Raw genomic sequence first — 12,584 nt, 5'->3', positions numbered from 1 at the left:
TCTGTTGGTGAGTTTTCCGCCGGATGTTCAGGTCTCGAAGCTGGTGAACAACCTGAAAACAGTCTCCAGCCGGTTGATTCGCAAAGAGTTCGCCACAGAGGTGGCACGGTTCTACAGCAAGCCTGTATTTTGGACAGGGACCTATTTTGTTGCCTCTTGTGGTGGGGTCACTGTTGAGGAGTTGAAGAAGTATGTCGAGCAGCAGGCAACGCCCAGATTGTGAGACTCAGGGGCATTGAACCCCTTCGTCTCACCGCCTATCCTCCATCCCGCCAAGCTGCGCTGTGGCGGGAGTACCCCGGAGGTTCTGATGGAAGCCACCTAGGAGGCCCCGCACCACTAGCGCCAATGCAGCTTTCTTTCCAAGAGCAGTTTCCCTGCTCGCGCCAGCGGGACGGAGCCCTCAGAGCCCCTAGCTTCAGCCGCGGGGTAGTTTACCGCAATCCCCAAAAGAATGGCTTGACCCTGCCACTAGAAAGGGGCTCTCTCTAATTCCAGTCGGAGCGAAAGGATTTGAACCTTCGACCCCCACTACCCCAAAGTGGTGCGCTACCAAGCTGCGCTACGCCCCGAGGCACCTAAGCCAGAGAAAATCTCTGGAGGTGCTTTACCAGTTTAGCTTCTAGAACCGGATCCCGGCAAGTGCAAGGCCTTGGTTACCGGATCCTGTAGAACACATGCTAGCATAGCTGAGCTGTCAAAATACCACACGCCCGAACTACCGGGTGTCCTCAACGGGGATCCGTTCGGGCGGAGGCTAACCCGTAGGAGATAACCAACTCATGAGCGTAGTCAGTTTGCCTCAACTGCTGGAGGCAGGGGTACACTTCGGCCACAAGGCCAGCCGCTGGAACCCCAAGATGCGGCCCTACATTTTCGCCGAGCGCAACGGCATTCACATCATCGACCTGGTGCAGACGGCCCGTTACCTCAACGAAGCCTATGAATACGTGCGGGAGGGGGCCGAAAAGGGGTGGCGTTTCCTGTTTGTCGGCACCAAACGGCAAGCCGCCGGGATCATCGCCCATGAGGCCACTCGCTGTGGCAGCTACTACGTCAACCAGCGCTGGCTGGGGGGCATGCTCACCAACTGGGCCACCATCAAAACCCGCATCGACCGCCTCAAGGAAATCGAGGAGATGCAGAGCAGCGGCCTGCTGGATCGCCTGCCTAAGCAAGAAGCGGCCCGCCTAAAACGGGAATTGGCCAAGTTGGAGAAGTACTTGGGCGGCATCAAAACTATGCGCAAGCTCCCCGACGCGGTAATCATCGTCGATCAGCGGCGGGAGGCCAACGCCGTTCAGGAATGTATCAAGCTCAAGATTCCGATCATCTCGCTGCTGGATACCAACTGCGATCCTGACCTGAGCGATGTCTTCATCCCCTCTAACGACGACGCCATCCGAGCGATTAAGCTGATTGTAGGCAAGCTGGCCGATGCCATCTACGAAGGGCGACATGGGCAGCTCGACACAGTCGAAGAGGATGAGTACGACTACGAGGGGGCCATGGACATGGATCTAGAGGATGACATTCTGGAAGATGTGGAGGATGAAGAGGAGGGGGATCCCGAGCAGGGAGAGTAACCCTTGGGCCGAGGGTGGGGATCCTGGGTGGTTCGAGTTGCTCCCTGTCCATCCTTTCTCCAGAAGCCTGTATCCTTAAAATCCAGATTCATCCTTTGTTCTGCTCCTGCCTATCCTCTGCATCCGGTCACATCCTTTCTGCCTCTTTGTACGATGTGAGATTTGAGGAACCCTCATGAGTATTGATGCCAAATTGGTCAAAGAGCTGCGCGAAAAGACGGGCGCAGGCATGATGGACTGTAAAAAAGCCCTGGAAGAGTCCGGTGGCGATATGGAGAAAGCCATCACCTGGCTGCGGCAGAAAGGGTTGGCAGGGGCAGCCAAAAAGGCCAGTCGCGTGGCGGCTGAGGGGGTTGTCGATAGCTACATCCACTTCGGCAACCGGATCGGTGTGTTGGTGGAGGTGAACTGCGAGACGGATTTTGTGGCCCGCAACGAAGACTTTAAGAAGCTGGTGCAAGATATTGCCAAGCAGATTGCCGCCTGCCAAAGCGTGGAGTACGTCAGCATTGACCAGATCCCTCCCGAAGTGGTGGAGCGGGAAAGGGCCATCGAGATGGGCAAAGAGGATCTGGCCAGCAAGCCTGAAAACGTGCGGGAAAAGATCGTGCAGGGCCGCATCGAGAAGCGCCTGAAAGAGCTGTCCTTGATGGATCAGCCCTTTATTAAAGATTCCTCGATTACCGTAGAGGAATTGGTGAAGCAGCACATTGCCAAGCTAGGGGAAAACATCCGGGTGCGGCGGTTTGCCCGCTTCGTCTTGGGAGAAGGGATCGAGAAACAAGAAGCGGATTTTGCCGCTGAGGTGGCCGCTCAGGCCGGTCTCAAGCCAGCACAGCCAGCGCAAGTGGCAGAAGTTGCAGCCGCTCCTCCCGCAGAACCTGTGGCTGACCAACCTGCTGCCGAACCTCCAGCAGAGTCCGTTGCCCCAGAACCCGTCGTCGCAGAATCTGCTGACGCAGAGCCAGCGCCTGCTGCTGAGGGCAAGCCCTCCAAAAAGGGCTCCACCAAGAAGAAGAAATAAGCCCATTCCACGCTGCGGATGGATCCCTGAATTCACCCCGATTGGTGGAAGCAGCCTACTCGGTGGGCCTCTCCACCCTGAGGGGGGCTGGCTAGGTGGTGACTTCCTCACGGGAAGCGTCCTGGGAGGGTATTTGGGGCTTTCCTCCCTTTTTGCCTTGGCACGGCAAAGTGTGAACTGAAGAACAGCTCTTTTGATTGCTGGCCATGAGCTACCTTTTGCGCAATGTGCTGATTCCCACCGCCACCGGCTACGAGACTACAGATGTCCGCATTGAAGGGGAGCGGATCGCTGCCATCGGCAAAGAGCTGGCGGCAGTGGGCCCAGATGGCGTAGAGCTCGATGCCCACAACAAGCTTTTGTTGCCCGGCTTTGTCAACGCTCACACCCACTCTTCGGAGCTGTGGCAAAGAGGGATCATCCCGCCCTACCCGCTGGAGCTGTGGCTGGCACAACTGCACGAGTACGCGCCCCCGGATCCAGAAAAGATTTATCTCAGCGCCCTGGCGACAGCGGTGGAAACCTTGCTCAGTGGCGGCACGACCGTAGTGGATCACCTAATCCTCATCCCTGGCCAGGAGCTGGCCACCCTCGAGGCGGCGGTGCGGGCCTACCGAGAAGTCGGGATCCGCGCTTTCATCGGCCCCCTGCTCCAGGATCAAGCCCTCTCTCAGGGGTTGCCCAGCGGCTCCTTTTCGGATCGGGAGCTGGAAACCTATCCTCTCTCCACAGCGGAGGTGTTGGCCATTGTGGAAGAGGCAGTGCAGCGCTTTCACCGGCCAGAGGAGGGCATCACGCTGATGGTGGCCCCCACCGGCATCCAACTCTGTTCTGACAAGCTGTTTGAGGGCTGCGCGGAGTTGAGCCAGAAGTATGGCCTCCCCCGCCATGCCCACCTGCTGGAAACCCGCGCCCAGCAGAGATTGGCCCAGGAAAAGTACGGCTGCAGCGCAGTCGAGCACCTGGAGCGCTTGGGCTACCTAGACCGGAGAACCTCGCTGGCCCACTGCGTCTGGCTTACCGATGCCGATATCGAGATCTTGGCCCGCACCGGCTCTACGGTTGTCCACAACCCCTTGAGCAACCTGCGCCTGGGCAGCGGCATCGCCCCCATCCTCAAGTACCGGCAGGCGGGGGTGAACGTGGCCTTCGGCTGCGATGGGTCAGCCAGCAATGACTCCCAGGATCTCCTGGAGGCCATTAAAATCGGCACCATCCTGCACAACATTACGGATCCCGACTACCGCCACTGGATCTCGCCGCGGGAGAGCATCGAGATGGCCTCTCGCGGTGGGGCCATTGGTCTAGGGCTGGGAGAGGAGCTGGGATCCCTGGAGGTGGGCAAGCAGGCGGATCTGGTGCTTTACGACCTCACCCAACTATCGCTGTTGCCCCGCACGGATCCCATTGGTCTACTGGTGCTGGGCCGGCCCACCCAGGTGGTGCACAGCGTCTGGGTCAGGGGGAAGCGGGTGGTGGCCAACGGCGAGGTAACGACGGTGGATGTGGCCAAGCTGCGGCAGGAGCTGTTCGCTCACAGCACCTGGGATCCCTTCCGTCGCTCGCAGCAGGCAGCACAACTGGAGGCCCGCTACCGCCAGGTGATGGGTCTGCCAGAATAGCCCTAGAATTGTCGGGGCCGACCGTGGGAGCAGCAGCCGATTGGGCCAGAGCCACCGAGCAGGTGAAGCGGCAGGCGCTGGCGCTGGGCTTTGACAAAGTCGGCATTGCCAGCGCGGCGGATCCCCCTGACTTGACGAGCTTGCGGGCCTGGCTGGCCGCGGGCATGGCCGCCGACATGGCCTGGATGGCCGATCCCCGGCGAATGGATCCAGAGCGGGTGCTGCCGGGAGTACAATCTCTGGTCTGTGTGGCCCTCAACTACTACACCCCCACCTGCCACAGCCGGGATCCAGCTAAAGGCAAGATCTCCCGCTACGCGTGGGGGCGGGACTACCACCGCGTGTTGGGACGGCGGCTGAAGCAGCTCCACCTCTGGATGCAGGCCCAGTTTCCGGACTACCGCGGTCGATTCTACGTCGATACCGGCCCAGTGGCGGAAAAGCCCTGGGCCATGCAGGCGGGCTTGGGCTGGATCGGAAAAAACGGCCTCTTGCTTACCCGCGAATACGGCTCCTGGGTATTTCTGGGGGTAATCCTGACCACTCTCCCGTTGATCCCCGACCGGCCCCACACCGCCCACTGTGGCACCTGTAGCCGCTGTCTGGAGGCCTGCCCCACCCAGGCCATCGTCAGCCCAGGGGTGGTGGATTCCCGCCGCTGCATTGCCTACCACACCTTGGAAAGCCACGCCGAGCAGATCCCTGCCGAGATCGCCCAGAACCTACACAACTGGGTGGCCGGCTGCGACATCTGCCAAGAGGTCTGCCCTTGGAACCAGCGCTTTGCCCGGCCCAGCCGGATCCCCGATTTTCAGCCTTACCCTTGGAATGTTGCCCCCGATCTCCAAGAACTGGCGCGGATTGGCGACGAGGAGTTCGACCGCAGGTTTCCCGCCTCTGCCCTGCGCCGCCTCAAGGCCCACCGGCTGCGCCGCAACGCCAAAGCCGCTCTCAGCGGCCATTCGGGCTCCACAGCCCACAGCAACGATTTGGAAGCCCATACTCCCGTTCCTCACCCTGAAGCGCTCCGCGCCGCTGACGCGAACGGGTAGAGGGCGGGCTTCATGGCTTACGCCACGCTTCGCGAACAGGGATCCCTGCTATCGCAGCGGGCGTTTCCTGAGCTTTAAGAACGGGATGCCCCACCGCTCTGGATTTGATTCCCCTCGCCAAGTTGTGATCCCGTGACAGGCTTAGCCCGCAGTAGGGGCAATCGTGCCACCTTTCGTGGAGTTTTTTGGGAACCACCTGACCACACCCAGAACACTCTTGACTCATGCCGTTTGGATTCCCTGCAATCGTCAACAGCCCAGCTCTTTCAGTCGTCCACGCCCTAGCACCCCCTATTGGCTTCCCCTCTTCTCAGACCCTAACCCTGCCTGGATAACGATTACGAAGACTATTACCCCAGCTACCGGCACAACCTACTGCAATCCGGGTGGAAACCCCTGTACCGCCATTTCGATGCCGAGTATTCCTGTGCGGGATCCCTGGGCGTTGGCCGAAAAATTTTTGGAGATGTGTGCAGCGATATTGCCAATGCGGTAGGACGTAGAGAGTACAGCGCGCTTCTCAACTTTCAGAGAATACCTGTTACAAGATCGAAGGGTTTTGGAATAGCGTCACTCCACCTCTGCCCAGCCCCGACCATACAGTATTTCATGATCAGCTCTCCACGCAGACGCCGATTCAGCAGCAGGTGAGCCGGGATCAAGTTCCCATCGATGACGTTTTAAGGCGCCTGCAGGAAATGACCGTTCTCAGAGTTTTAGCGCATCTGGGGCGACTGGTGCAGTTGGCGCAATTCCATATGGAGCGCTACTTCTACCATCCAGTCGAGCGGTTCAGCAGTTGGGAGGAAATCAGCAGCCTGGGCACCACCTATGCCTTCTGACCGGAGCGCAGATTTGGCTACAAGTTCAGGCCACCTATCACAACTGCCGCCGCTACACCCTGCTGGGCGTGGCTCTCAGGCCCTTGTTCGCAAGGTTACTTACAATCTGGCAGTGATGGTGAGCGGCTACCAAAGCCGGATCGGGCAAATCCACAGCCCCTATCCAATCAGTTCTTTTCCCACCGAAATTCAAGCCTTTGCAGCTTCTACAGCAGGAGCGATTGGCGGTCTTGGTGCACGGGATCCCGGGTACGGGCAAAACGGGATGGACGCAGGCAGTGACCCACGAGCTGCTGGGGCCCCTGCGCTATGCGGTGCTCATCTTGGATCACGAAGCCGTGCAGGAGTTCATCGCGCCCCCCTACCTGGAGGGGGTCTGCCTGATCATCAACGAAGCCGATCACCTCGCCCAAGACCGAGCCAGCGAGGTAGCCCAGCAGAGCACCAAAACCGAACGCATCCTCAGCCTGTCACCAAAGCGTGCTCGCTCCCGATTATCTCGACTGCGAGCAGAGGTTGGTGGTGTTAATGACCTGCAACACGACCGAGCGCCTGGAGCCGGCCGTTTTGCGCCAAGGGCGGGTGGACTTGGTGCAGGAGTTTACCCACCGGTTTGCTCGAGCTGCTATCGGCAGCCACCTGTTCTCCTCTCCGGACAGGTCAGGGGAGCAACTGAGGCCAATCTTCGATTTGGGTCAGGCTGGGGTGGGCTAGGTAGCCCGCAGTTGAACCGGCATGACCAAATAGCAGAGGCGCGTCGCTCCAATCGGCTTCCAGATGGCTGGCTGGGTAGCGCCGTTCAGCTCCAGGCTCACCTGCTGTGTATGAAACACCTTAAGGGCCTCCAGCAGGTAGCGCACATTAAAAGCCAGCTCCAGGTCAGGGCCGGACATCTGTACCGGCAGAGATTCCTCGCCGCTGCCCACATCGGGCGCCTCGGTGCTGATGCGTAGGGTTTGGGTTGCCTCAGAAAGGTTGAACTTGATGATCTCGTTCCGCTGGGCAGCAAACACCCCCACTCGCTCCAAGGACTCGATCAAAGGCCTACGCTCCAGGGTTACATGCCGCTCAAATTGCCGGGGGATCAGGCGGTTGTAGTCGGGGTACTGGCCCTCCAAAAGGCGGCTGGTAATCCGCTGCTGGCACTGAGCGCTGCCGGCGCCAGGGGGCAAAATAAATTGCACCTGCGACCGGTCAAACCGCAGTTCCACCGCGGAGGCGGCCGTCTGGGCGCCGAGGATGCGCTCCACCTCTCGTAGAGTCCGAGCGGGAATGGTGAAATCCAGCTTCGTCCCCCCAGCCGCCAAATCAACTGGGATCCCTTCCGCCTCCACCTGAACTATCGCCAGGCGATGTCCATCGGTGGCCGCAAACTCCAGCCGCGGCGGATCCCCGGTCAAGAGCTTGACATGTACACCCGTAAGCACTTGCTTGGTGTCATCACCGGAAGCGGCAAAGAGGGTTTGGCCAATCCCTTGCAGCAGGCTCTCGATGGGCAGCTCAAGGATCTGGGCGGCTAAGCTCTCCTCCTCAGCATCGGCATCGGCAGTACGGGGCGCTATCTCGGGCAAGGTGGGATACTCTTCCGCAGGCATGCCGCGTAGCTGGTACTGGCCGGCGGCCGATGTAAGGGTCACGGCAGCGCTCTCCGGCACTTGGCTGAGGCCGATCGGGCCGCTAGGCAAACGGCTGACGATGTCGCTGAGCAGCTTGGCCGGCAGAGTGGTGCGACCGGATCCCTTCACCTCGGCCTCGAACTCGCTGCGAATGCCCAAGTTCAAGTCAAAGGCCGTCAGGGCAACCCGCTGTGCCTCTGCACTTGCCTCTACCAGCACGTTGGCCAAAACTGGCAGGGCAGGACGGCTGGCAACGGCTCGGCTAACTGCAGCAAGGTGGTGGCTGAGCTCAGCTTGCTCACAGGTGAAGCAAAGACAACCGGCAGGTAGGTCGACAGCCTTGCCGAAGGACTCTGTCCTGTTGACGGGGAAGGGATCCCCAGACCTGCCGTCGCGCGGGGCAGACGCGGGCGATCCGGTTTCGACTTCCCAATCCGCAGGACGTTGAGCTTGCACCATCAGGGGACTTGCGAGCTGAATACGCCTATCCTACACCGCCTGCTTCCCACGGATCCCTCCCTGCCCAGACGAGTTTTGCAAAAAATTTTCCTCGCGCGCGCAGGATAAAGTTAAAAATCACGATCCCTACCCAATTTAATTTTTTAATCTAGTAGTAGTAGGGGCTGTGGAAACTGTGGAAATTGATCGGAAAAACCTTGCGCCACAAGCTTTTGATCGTATTCCCCACCTGTGGAAAAACTGTGGATAACTTGGCCAACTTTCCACAAGGTATAAATACTCTGTGGATAACTCGGGAGGTTTTTCCACAAGTTTTCCACAGATTTTTGAAGTTTTCCACAAGTTTTCCACAGGCTGAGGGGGATGAAAATGTTGCTATTCCCTGACAAATTTATAAAACTTAACGTACGACCAGTGTGGGATGCTCTAATCTAGTGGTTCGTTGCTCTAGATGTGGTCTGGGGATCCCATGAAGGCTGGGGGCGGCCTTCGGGGGATTTCCACAGGTTTTCCACAGGCTGCTCGGGAAAACCGTGGCAGCCTGCGGGAGGCTGGCCAGGCCCGCCAGACCAAAAGCTCGCATCGAGCTCAGGTGCGGCTGAAGCTGCTGACCGCGAGCTTCTGTTTGGCATGGTTACTGTCATTTCGGCCTCAGCCGGAGCAGTTTGCTTATGCTCAACTGCCCATAGCAAGTCAGGGTCGCTTCTCCAGAAGCGTGGATGCCTTGTTTCAAGATGAAAACGACCGTTTGCAAACGGCGGTCAAAGACCGATTGGCTACCGCCCAGCCGTCAGGGTAAAAGGATCCCCCACTCAATTTCAGGTAGTCTCTTCAAATTGCTCTTCGTTTGAGTCTTCAGTTACTTCTTCCGGTTGCAGCGGTGCCTCTTGGCAGCGCTCCATGGCCTGAAGCAGAAGGGCTTCCCCTTCTTGCAAGGTTTCGATGCGACAGAGAAGGGCGCGAAACTGAGAGGCGCCGGCAAAATCCTTGATGTACCAGGTCATGTGCTTGCGGGCCTGACGGATGCCACGTTCTCCCTTATACTCCCAGAGGCCCCGCAAGTGTTCTAAAGCCATTTGAATCCGATCCAGGGGGGTAGGAGCCGGCCTTTCTTGGCCGGTTTTCAGGAAGTGATCGATTTGCCCCACCAGGAAGGGGTAGCCCATCGTGCCGCGGGAGCACATCACCCCGTCGGCTCCGGTCTCCTCCAGACACTTTACCGCTGCATCAGTCGAGAAAATATCGCCGTTGGCGATCACCGGAATGCGTAAGTGCTCTTTGACCCGGCGGATCCAATCCCAGCGAGCCTTGCCGCTAAAGCCCTGGGCGCGTGTGCGGCCATGCAAAGTAAGCAGTTGCGCTCCAGCCTCCTGCAGCCGATGGGCAAAATCCAGAATGTTGATCTCCTGATCTGACCAGCCCAGGCGAGTTTTCACTGTAACAGGTACAGGTACAGCCTTGGCCACCGCTTCCACAATCCGGGCTGCCGTGTCCGGCTCCCGCAGCAGGGCAGAGCCGCCGCCGTTTCTGGTAATCTTGTTTACTGGGCAGCCCATGTTGATATCCACCAAGGTCGCCCCCTCATCCACGGCCATGCGAGCCGCTTCGGCCAAAAAGTGGGGCCGGCAGTCGAACAACTGGATGCCGATGGGCTGTTCTCCTTCACCCACTTCCATAATGCGGGGCAGCTCGCGGGCATAGTGCAACCCGGTGGCGTTCACCATCTCGGTGTAGACCAGGCTTTGCGGGCCAAAGCGGCGTACCAACCCCCGAAACACTTTGTCGGTTACGCCTGACAGGGGTGCCTGAAAGACACGACTAAAAACCTTTACCCCCCCAATCTCAAGGGGCTGGGCCATTCGAGCTTGCAATTGCGGCGAAAGCTGCAGGCTCATCGGGATCCGGAGAAAGCAGACAGCAACTTACCCTTCTTTGTTGACAAAGTAGAGAAGGCCTAGGATGCGCGCTTGTTTGATGGCTTTGGAGACTTGCCGCTGCTGCTTGGCAGTCAGCCCCGTGATGCGGCGGGGCAGGATCTTGCCGCGCTCGGTTACAAATTTCTTGAGCAGCTCAACATCGGTGTATTTGATCGGCTCTCCCGGTTTGATGGGAGACAGGCGGCGACGAGCGTAAACCATAGGTCAGGAGAACGGTAAAGCGTCTTGAACTATTTGATCTCTTTATGGACGGTGTGGCGGTTGCACTTGGGGCAGAATTTCTTCAGCTCCAAGCGGGCCGTGGTGTTACGGCGATTTTTGGTGGTGGTGTAGCGGTTTACCCCCGGAGAACGTTTGTTGACGTTGGTGCGGCACTCCGTACATTCCAGGGTAATGATGATGCGGGCACCCTTTGCTTTGGCCATAGTGGATCCCAAGATGGAGGTGAAAGTCGGCTCGAGATCCCCAAAACCCCAGCCAACGAGGTTGGAGATGGGCTACCTCGCAAGCGCGATCACCAATTATCCAACTTTTCTTTGACGGAATCAACCCAGTTTTTGACTTGCCTGCCGGTTTGTTGGCGGAGGGCGCGGGTGTTCCGATCCACGTCCCTGCTCAGGCGCTGCATCTGTCTGGAAAGATCGCGCACAGTTTCGTTGCGCTGAGCTTTGCGCAACAGGTCGCGAGCAGCGGACTTGACGTCTTCGGCGGCTTCTCCCTCCAGAATTTCCTGCAGCAGCCGCAGGGCTTTTTCATCCAGGTGGTAGCCTCGCTCCGATTCCACCACCAGGGTGCGTCCGGCGCGGTCGTGGATGCTCTGGCGTTTTTCTTTATCGAAAAGGGCGAACAGGCCATCGGCAGCCAAAGGCACCAGCAGGGCTTCCGTGAGGATAAACAGCGAGAGCACCCCTTCGCGGGCCAGGGAGCGCACCAGATGGGGTGAGGCCTCGGTTTCGGGATCCAGGGTTTTGAGGTTCAGCAGCCATTTGCCGAGGCTTTGGCCGGCGGGGCGGGATTGGAAGTAGCCGCGGTTCACCAACCAGGTGGCAAAAAAGGCGATGTAGCCGGTCATATCCACGGCGCCCGCATCGGCTCCCACCAGGGAAGCCAGGCCCTGCGCCAGGTAGGAGACCCCCAGCCCCAGCCCAAAATCCAGGGCAAAGGCTCCGATCCGTTTGCCCCAGGGGGCCAGTTTGGGCAGGGTTTCCTCAGCCTGGGGGACGCTGGCTGCTTGAGAAGCCGGTCGCTCGGCTTGCACAGGAGGCAGAGAGGTGGCGGGGGGCAAGGCGCTGAAGGCCTGCCACTCGCTGGCGTTTTGCTCCAGTTGCTCGGTTTTGGGCCGTTCGGGATAGGGTCTGGGATCCGTCATCGCAGGTTGAGGCTGTCGGTCCTATCATTCTAGCTAGCAAGGCAGGTCTAGACTCCCACCGGCAGGGGAGCGGGGCTGCGGCGCGGGATCTCGTAGGTCATCCGATCCCGGGCCAGGATGGTGTTGGGAAAAATGGCCCGGGCTTCGGCCAGCAGGTCTTCCAAAGTGATAGGGCCCTCTGAGGTGTAGCGGGGGCTGAAGTGGGTGAGGATGAGGGTCTGGGCCTTGGCTTCGGCGGCCACCCGCGCGGCCATGGCGGCGGTGGAGTGCTTGGCGCGCTCGGCTAGCTCCCGATCCGCTTCGGCGTAGGTGGCCTCGTGGATGACCAGATCGGCGGCGCGAGAGAGATCGACGGCGTTGCGGCAGAAGATGGTGTCGGTGCAGTAGGAGAACTTGCGCCCTGGGATCGGAGCCCCTACGTAATCTCGCCCGTGGAACCAGCGGCCTTGCCAGAGGATGGATTGGCCGGCCTTGAGCTGCCCGTAGAGAGGGCCGGGCGGGATCCCGTCTGCCTGGGCTTTGGCCACGTCGAAGGTGCCGGGCCGGTCTTGCTCCACCACGCGGTAGCCGAAGGCGGGCACCCGGTGATCCAGGGGGGCGCAGAAGACCCAGTACTCGGGATCCTGAAGAATGAGCCCTGTTTCGACGGTGTGAACCCGGAAGGAATAGGGAATTCGGCTCTCGCTGTAGCGCAGCACCGTCTTCAGGTACTCTTCCAGGCCGGGGGGGCCATAGATGTCGATGTGTTGGGGGGTGCTGCCCAGGCCGCAGGAGGCCAACAGCCCTGGCAGGCCGTAGATGTGATCCCCGTGCATGTGGGTGATGAAAATGCGGCGCAACTGGCTGGGGCGCAGCTCGTCTAGCCGCAGCAGTTGGTGTTGGGTGCCCTCGCCACAGTCAAACAGCCACCATTCTGACCGCTGCGGAAACTGCACCGCCACGCCCGAGACATTGCGCTGGCGGGTGGGCATGCCGGAGCTGGTGCCCAGAAAGGTAACACGAATGGCGTTGGGATCCGTCACAAGGGCAGAACGTTAGGCTTGAGGAAACGGGATCCCTAGCTTATCAACTGTTCCT

General features: G+C 59.6%; 13 protein-coding genes, 1 tRNA gene and 1 pseudogene. 7 read left to right on the top strand and 8 right to left on the bottom strand.

Translation table 11 applies throughout. The features are described 5' to 3' along the window. Positions 1-223 (top strand): IS200/IS605 family transposase (gene tnpA, locus SYN63AY4M2_RS13225; protein ID WP_143597435.1); only part of this gene is annotated, 223 nt, incomplete at its 5' end. A 275-nt stretch (positions 224-498) separates the two neighbouring features. Here the strand turns inward: tnpA and SYN63AY4M2_RS13220 are convergent. Further along, positions 499-572: transfer RNA gene (locus SYN63AY4M2_RS13220), tRNA-Pro, on the bottom strand. Between the two features lie 210 nt (positions 573-782). On the opposite strand from SYN63AY4M2_RS13220, the gene rpsB reads away from it, so the two are divergent. The 4 genes and pseudogenes from rpsB to queG all read left to right on the top strand — a co-directional run bounded on the left by rpsB (position 783) and on the right by queG (position 5,284). Then, a complete protein-coding gene (rpsB, locus tag SYN63AY4M2_RS13215) occupies positions 783-1,586 on the top strand; it encodes a 30S ribosomal protein S2 (RefSeq protein WP_011430474.1) in 804 nt (267 codons plus the stop codon). 175 nt (positions 1,587-1,761) lie between these two features. Next, a pseudogene (tsf, locus tag SYN63AY4M2_RS13210) lies at positions 1,762-2,406 on the top strand (translation elongation factor Ts); the annotation flags it as partial. Between the two features lie 410 nt (positions 2,407-2,816). Continuing rightward, complete coding sequence (locus tag SYN63AY4M2_RS13205) at positions 2,817-4,232, top strand: amidohydrolase (protein WP_099813171.1); 1,416 nt, start codon at positions 2,817-2,819, stop codon at positions 4,230-4,232. 23 nt (positions 4,233-4,255) lie between these two features. Continuing rightward, entirely contained in the window at positions 4,256-5,284 is a 1,029-nt protein-coding gene (gene queG, locus SYN63AY4M2_RS13200) for a tRNA epoxyqueuosine(34) reductase QueG (protein ID WP_011430477.1), read from the top strand. 10 nt (positions 5,285-5,294) lie between these two features. Here queG and SYN63AY4M2_RS13195 read toward each other — a convergent pair whose 3' ends face one another. Continuing rightward, positions 5,295-5,510, bottom strand: a complete 216-nt coding sequence (locus tag SYN63AY4M2_RS13195; RefSeq protein ID WP_240527361.1) for a transposase — start codon at positions 5,508-5,510, stop codon at positions 5,295-5,297. Positions 5,511-5,982: 472 nt separating this feature from the next. On the opposite strand from SYN63AY4M2_RS13195, the gene SYN63AY4M2_RS13985 reads away from it, so the two are divergent. Both SYN63AY4M2_RS13985 and SYN63AY4M2_RS13980 read left to right on the top strand, forming a co-directional pair. Continuing rightward, positions 5,983-6,126 (top strand): hypothetical protein, encoded by a 144-nt coding sequence (locus SYN63AY4M2_RS13985; protein ID WP_168175288.1) that lies wholly within the window; start codon positions 5,983-5,985, stop codon positions 6,124-6,126. A 528-nt stretch (positions 6,127-6,654) separates the two neighbouring features. Further along, complete coding sequence (locus SYN63AY4M2_RS13980; protein WP_206336848.1) at positions 6,655-6,840, top strand: hypothetical protein; 186 nt, start codon at positions 6,655-6,657, stop codon at positions 6,838-6,840. Here the strand turns inward: SYN63AY4M2_RS13980 and dnaN are convergent. The 6 genes from dnaN to rnz all read right to left on the bottom strand — a co-directional run bounded on the left by dnaN (position 6,837) and on the right by rnz (position 12,511). Beyond that, positions 6,837-8,201, bottom strand: a complete 1,365-nt coding sequence (gene dnaN, locus SYN63AY4M2_RS13185; RefSeq protein WP_011430482.1) for a DNA polymerase III subunit beta — start codon at positions 8,199-8,201, stop codon at positions 6,837-6,839. The two genes, SYN63AY4M2_RS13980 and dnaN, sit on opposite strands and share 4 nt — an antisense overlap. An 818-nt stretch (positions 8,202-9,019) precedes the next feature. After that, positions 9,020-10,096 carry a tRNA dihydrouridine synthase DusB gene (gene dusB, locus SYN63AY4M2_RS13175; RefSeq protein ID WP_041438379.1) on the bottom strand — a complete coding sequence of 359 codons (1,077 nt, stop codon included), beginning with the start codon at positions 10,094-10,096 and terminating at the stop codon, positions 9,020-9,022. Positions 10,097-10,123: 27 nt separating this feature from the next. Beyond that, positions 10,124-10,339: a 30S ribosomal protein S18 gene (rpsR, locus tag SYN63AY4M2_RS13170; protein WP_011430485.1), complete on the bottom strand. Its 216-nt coding sequence runs from the start codon at positions 10,337-10,339 to the stop codon at positions 10,124-10,126. 29 nt (positions 10,340-10,368) lie between these two features. Then, a complete protein-coding gene (gene rpmG / locus SYN63AY4M2_RS13165) occupies positions 10,369-10,563 on the bottom strand; it encodes a 50S ribosomal protein L33 (protein ID WP_011430486.1) in 195 nt (64 codons plus the stop codon). 89 nt (positions 10,564-10,652) lie between these two features. Then, positions 10,653-11,507, bottom strand: coding sequence for an RDD family protein (locus SYN63AY4M2_RS13160; RefSeq protein ID WP_228375219.1), 855 nt, complete (start codon positions 11,505-11,507; stop codon positions 10,653-10,655). 47 nt (positions 11,508-11,554) lie between these two features. Continuing rightward, positions 11,555-12,511: a ribonuclease Z gene (gene rnz, locus SYN63AY4M2_RS13155; RefSeq protein ID WP_041439069.1), complete on the bottom strand. Its 957-nt coding sequence runs from the start codon at positions 12,509-12,511 to the stop codon at positions 11,555-11,557. Positions 12,512-12,584: the final 73 nt, after the last annotated feature.

The organism is Synechococcus sp. 63AY4M2, from assembly GCF_002760475.1.
In the GTDB taxonomy this organism is placed as follows: domain Bacteria; phylum Cyanobacteriota; class Cyanobacteriia; order Thermostichales; family Thermostichaceae; genus Thermostichus.
The sequence above is the reverse complement of the archived record's forward strand: the minus strand, read 5'-3'. Positions and strand labels throughout refer to the sequence as shown.

Excerpts from the sequence above, each read along its gene's own strand:
- rpsB (WP_011430474.1), top strand. The coding sequence starts at position 783 with ATGAGCGTAGTCAGTTTGCCTCAACTGCTGGAGGCAGGGGTACACTTC.
- SYN63AY4M2_RS13205 (WP_099813171.1), top strand. The coding sequence starts at position 2,817 with ATGAGCTACCTTTTGCGCAATGTGCTGATTCCCACCGCCACCGGCTAC.
- SYN63AY4M2_RS13195 (WP_240527361.1), bottom strand. The coding sequence starts at position 5,510 with ATGAGTCAAGAGTGTTCTGGGTGTGGTCAGGTGGTTCCCAAAAAACTC.
- SYN63AY4M2_RS13985 (WP_168175288.1), top strand. The coding sequence starts at position 5,983 with ATGACCGTTCTCAGAGTTTTAGCGCATCTGGGGCGACTGGTGCAGTTG.
- SYN63AY4M2_RS13980 (WP_206336848.1), top strand. The coding sequence starts at position 6,655 with ATGACCTGCAACACGACCGAGCGCCTGGAGCCGGCCGTTTTGCGCCAA.
- dnaN (WP_011430482.1), bottom strand. The coding sequence starts at position 8,201 with ATGGTGCAAGCTCAACGTCCTGCGGATTGGGAAGTCGAAACCGGATCG.
- dusB (WP_041438379.1), bottom strand. The coding sequence starts at position 10,096 with ATGAGCCTGCAGCTTTCGCCGCAATTGCAAGCTCGAATGGCCCAGCCC.
- rpsR (WP_011430485.1), bottom strand. The coding sequence starts at position 10,339 with ATGGTTTACGCTCGTCGCCGCCTGTCTCCCATCAAACCGGGAGAGCCG.
- rpmG (WP_011430486.1), bottom strand. The coding sequence starts at position 10,563 with ATGGCCAAAGCAAAGGGTGCCCGCATCATCATTACCCTGGAATGTACG.
- SYN63AY4M2_RS13160 (WP_228375219.1), bottom strand. The coding sequence starts at position 11,507 with ATGACGGATCCCAGACCCTATCCCGAACGGCCCAAAACCGAGCAACTG.